Source organism: Sutterella parvirubra YIT 11816 (assembly GCF_000250875.1).
GTDB lineage: Bacteria > Pseudomonadota > Gammaproteobacteria > Burkholderiales > Burkholderiaceae_F > Sutterella > Sutterella parvirubra.
Map to the genome: position 1 here is coordinate 9,708 of NZ_JH604985.1, position 4,471 is coordinate 14,178.

At 65.8% G+C, this 4,471-nt stretch carries 4 protein-coding genes and 1 pseudogene; 1 reads left to right on the top strand and 4 read right to left on the bottom strand.

Annotated features, from left to right (window positions below):
* Together HMPREF9440_RS11990 and ndk are read right to left on the bottom strand one after the other, a co-directional pair.
* A pseudogene (locus tag HMPREF9440_RS11990) lies at positions 1-526 on the bottom strand (23S rRNA (adenine(2503)-C(2))-methyltransferase RlmN); the annotation flags it as partial.
* A gap of 33 nt (positions 527-559) precedes the next feature.
* Positions 560-985, bottom strand: a complete 426-nt coding sequence (gene ndk, locus HMPREF9440_RS06505; RefSeq protein WP_008542649.1) for a nucleoside-diphosphate kinase — start codon at positions 983-985, stop codon at positions 560-562.
* 193 nt (positions 986-1,178) lie between these two features.
* On the opposite strand from ndk, the gene HMPREF9440_RS06510 reads away from it, so the two are divergent.
* The gene (locus HMPREF9440_RS06510) at positions 1,179-1,739 is read left to right on the top strand and encodes a hypothetical protein (protein ID WP_008542651.1); all 561 of its coding nucleotides are present in this window, start codon (positions 1,179-1,181) and stop codon (positions 1,737-1,739) included.
* Between the two features lie 387 nt (positions 1,740-2,126).
* Here HMPREF9440_RS06510 and rlmD read toward each other — a convergent pair whose 3' ends face one another.
* Both rlmD and HMPREF9440_RS06520 read right to left on the bottom strand, forming a co-directional pair.
* Entirely contained in the window at positions 2,127-3,590 is a 1,464-nt protein-coding gene (gene rlmD / locus HMPREF9440_RS06515; RefSeq protein ID WP_050816169.1) for a 23S rRNA (uracil(1939)-C(5))-methyltransferase RlmD, read from the bottom strand.
* 141 nt (positions 3,591-3,731) lie between these two features.
* A partial coding sequence (locus HMPREF9440_RS06520) for a peptidoglycan DD-metalloendopeptidase family protein (RefSeq protein WP_050816170.1) occupies positions 3,732-4,471 on the bottom strand: 740 nt, incomplete at its 5' end.

Genomic DNA, 4,471 nt, shown 5'->3' on the forward strand with positions numbered 1-4,471 from the left:
CGCCCATCCCCATCAGGACGACGTTGGAGATGATGCGGTCGTTCGGGTCGGTGACGCCGGCCGCTTCGCGGAGTTCGCGCTCGGCGTGCCAGAGCTGCCCGACGATTTCGGCCGTCGAGAGGTTGCGGTTGAAGCCCTGCTTCCCCGTCGAGCAGAAGAGGCAGCCCATCGCGCAGCCCGCCTGCGTCGAGATGCAGAGCGTGCCGCGGTCATCCTCGGGGATGAAGACCGACTCGACGGCGTTGCCGCCGCCGACGTCGAAGAGCCACTTGCGGGTGCCGTCACCCGAGATCTTCTCGGTGATGACGCGCGGCGCCTCGACCTTCGCCAAGGCGTGGAGCTTCGCGCGGAAGCTCTTCGCAAGATTCGTCATGCGATCGAAGTCGCCCTCGACGTGGCGGTGAAGCCAGCGTGCGAGCTGCGTGGCCCGGAAGGCCTTCTCGCCGTGCGAAGCGCACCAGGCGGTGAGGCCCTCAAGGTCGTAGTCGAGCAGATTGACCCGTTCGGCGACGGGCTCTTCAACGATGTCGGTCACGGACTAAATCCTCGGGTCGGTCGATCAGCGGGAGTGGATCGAGAGGGCCGGGAAGAAGTAGGCGATTTCGACGGCGGCCGTTTCCGGAGCGTCGGAGCCGTGGACGGCGTTGGCGTCGATGCTTTCGGCGAAGTCGGCGCGGATCGAGCCCGGGGCGGCCTTCTTCGGATCCGTGGCGCCCATGAGCTCACGGTTCTTGAGGATGGCGCCTTCGCCTTCGAGGACCTGGATCATCACGGGGCCGGACGTCATGAACTTGACGAGGTCGGCGAAGAACGGACGTTCGCGGTGAACGGCGTAGAAGCCTTCGGCTTCAGCCTGCGAGAGCTGACGCATCTGGGCGGCGACGATCTTGAGGCCGTTCGTTTCGAAACGGGAGTAGATCTTGCCGATAACGTTCTTGGCGACGGCATCCGGCTTGATGATGGAGAGGGTACGCTCAATGGCCATGATTGACTCGTAGAAAGTGATTTTGGAAAGAGGTGGAGAACGGGTTGCGGACGATGGAAACGCCCGATCCGTTCAAACGATGAATTTTATCATGGAGGCCGCAAAGGCCCGCCCGTGCCGACGCGCTTTGGTTGCGCTTTGTTTCGTATGCCTAAAATGTCGACACCGGACCAACTCACTCGAAAGGATTCCCATGGAACGACCGCTCGACAAAGCTCTCGCCGACGAACTCGGCCTCACCTACGGCGCCGCGCTGCGCGAACTCGTCTCGGGGCCGTTCCTGCGGGAGGCGGCCCGGCACGCCGCAGTATCCCTGCCCTTCTTCCCCTGGTCGGGGGCGGAAGTGCGCGCGGGCTTTCTCATGAAGTGGAGCGCGTACCTGGAGGCGCTCGCGCTTCAGACGGCCGTGCGCATGACGCCGGGGTTGGGCGGCGACGAGCGCCTTCGCCGCAAGACCTTCTTCGGCACCTGCGCCTTCGTCGACGCCTCGACCCAGAAGCGCACCAAGGCGCTCTCGCCCGAAGGGAAGGAAGAGATCGAGAAGCTCCGACGCCGGCTCCTTCGCGCCGTCGAAGTCGACCGCCTCGACGAGGAAGCGCTCGCCCGCCGCTTCTTTGAGCTCCTTCACGGCCGCCAGGCTTCGGACGCGGAAATGGAAAAGCTCAAGAAGCTCACCCACCGCACGACGGAACTTCTGGAGAAGCTCACGAAGACGACGCTTGAAGCCGACCCGAAGAAGGCGAAGAAAGCTTGATCCTTGGGAACGACTCGCTCAAAGGCGCCCGCCCATCCCCGGCCGGGCGCCTTTGTCGTGTTTGTCGTCCCCGTCTCCGGTTTGTGCCTACATGGTTCCCAAAGCCGGCGAACCGGATTCCCTACGGCCTCAAGGTTTCCCATCGCCACGATCCTCCGGATTTTCCGAAACTCGTTCCGCCGCACGTCTTCGCCGTCCCGCCGCCGGTTTGTGCCTACATGGTTCCCGAAGACGGCGCCCCGGGATCCCTGCGGTCTCAAGGTTTCCCAACGCGCACCCGGACCGATTTTTCCCAAACGTTCTTCCCATGCCGCGCAAGGAAAAAGGGCGCCGGTCCCGAGACCAGACGCCCTTCGTCAAACGGCGCCCCCGAAGGGGCCAACCGGATTACTCAGCCGTTTCGGCCGTTTCGTTCGCGGGAGTTTCCGCGGGAACGTCCTGGGCCGCTTCCGTCTGAAGGTCTTCAGCCGGACGGCGTTCGGGCTTGGGGCCGGGTTCCAACACCGCAATCGACTCGACGTGGCCCGTGTGCGGGAACATGTTCATGATCCCGGCCGCACGGATGTGCCAGCCGCCTTCGTGGTGGAGCTTCGCGCAGTCGCGCGCCAGCGTCGCCGGGTTGCAGGAGACGTAGACGATGCGGGCGGGACGGCGGTCGGTGGCGGCGAGCGCGCCGGCCAGCTCGATCGCGCCTTCGCGCGGCGGGTCGATCAGCACGCGGTCGATGCCGCCCATGCGGTCCCAAAGCTCGTCCCAGTCCTTTTCGGTCCAGGTGAAGAGGTTGCGCGCGACGAATTCCGTCTTGTCGGCAAGGCCGTTGTCGGCCGCACCCTGGCGGGCGCGCGCGACCAAACCTTCGCTCCCCTCGATGCCGATCACCTTGGCGGCCTTGGTCGCCAAGGGCAGCGTGAAGTTACCGAGGCCGCAGAAGAAGTCGGCGACCTTGTGTTCGGGTTCGACGTGAAGGAGACGCACGGCGCGGCCCACCATCGTTTCGTTCAACGCGTGGTTCACCTGCGTGAAGTCGGTCGGCTTGAAGCTGATCCGCACGCCGAATTCCGAGAGCGAGAGCCCGAGCGCGTGTTCGTTCTCGGGGAGCACCGCGTGCGCCGTTTCCGGGCCCTTGGGCTGGAGCCAAATGTCGGCGCCGTGCTCGCGGCCGAACGCGAGGAGCTTTTCCATGTCGTCGTCGGTCGGCGCCTCGAGCACGCGGAAGACCAGGGCCGTGCGGCTGTCGCCGCCCACGGCGACTTCGATCTGCGGGAGGCGCTGACGGATGGAGAGCGAGGCGACCAGCTCACGCATCGGCATCAGCATCGCGACGACGTTCTTCGTGAGGATCTTGCAGGTCGTCATGTCGGCGACGTAGGACGAGGCCTTTTCGTGGAAGCCCACGAGGACGCCGCCCTTCTTCGCGACGTCGCGCACCGTGAGGCGCGCGCGGTGGCGGTAGTTCCAGGCCGGACCGTGAATCGCGGGGAGGACGCTTTCGGGCTTGACGCGGCCGATGTGCCAGAGCGTGTCCATGAGGACCTTCTGCTTGTAGGCGACCTGGGCGTTCGCCTCCAAGTGCTGCATCGCGCAGCCGCCGCAGCTCCCCGGGCCGATCCCGAAGTGCGGGCAGGCGGGCTTGACGCGCTGGACGCTCTCGCGGTGGACCGCGACGACGCGGCCCTTCTCGTAGCTCGGCTTCGAGCGCAGGCGCTCGTACGTCACGCGCTCGCCGGGGAGCGCGCCTTCGATGAAGACGACCTTGCCTTCGTCGTTCCTGGCGACGCCGCGGCCTTCCTGGTCCAGACGGTCGACGTCGACGGTGAAGTATTCGGGGGTCTTCTCTTTGCGTTTGGCCATGACGGCCCTCCTCATCAACTCGTGGCGCAGCGAAGTTCGAGGGGCCGCGCCGGCAAACAAAATCCGGTGGGAAAAATGCGAAGCCGACCCGGTGGGGTCGGCCTCGCGGAGGATGGATTCTAGCGAAAGTGCGTCCGGGCTTCAGCGCTTCGGACCCAAATAACGCATCGGGTCGACGGGCTTGCCCTTCTCGCGCACCTCAAAGCGGAGCATGGGGCGGGACGACTCGGAGGATCCGAGTTCGGCGATCTTCTGCCCGGCACGAACCTTGTCGTTCAGCTTCACGACGATCTTGTCGTTGTGGCCGTACGCGGTGACGAGCGTAGGCGAATGCTTGATGATCACCAACTGCCCGTAGCCCTTCACGCCGTCCCCGACGAAGAGCACCTGACCTGCGGCCGCGGCGACCACGACGTCGCCCTGCGTCCCCGCAATGTCGAGGCCCTTCCCGTTCGCGGCGTAGTCGGAGAGCACCGTCCCCTGCACGGGCCAGAGCATGCGCGTCCCGGGCACCACGGCGGGCGTGGTCTTCGGAGCGGTCTTCGCGGGTTGGGCGGCCTCGGCGATGTCCTGGTTCGGGGTATTGGTGATGGCGGGCGTGCCGCCCGTCTTCGTCGCCGGATCGAGCACCACGGTTTCGGGCTCCTGGGAGGGCGTCGTCACGGTTTCGGACTCAACCCCCGGCACGCGGCTCACGCGCACGTTCTGCGAAACCACGGGAACGCGCGGTTCGGTCACGCTCTCAGGGAGCCGGAGCACCTGCCCCAAACGCAGCTGCGTCGGATCGGTGACGGCGTTCAAGCTCGCCAACGCACGGCTGTCGAGCCCGTAGCGCACCGAAATGTTGTAGAGGGTGTCCCCGGGCGCGACGACGTGCGTGC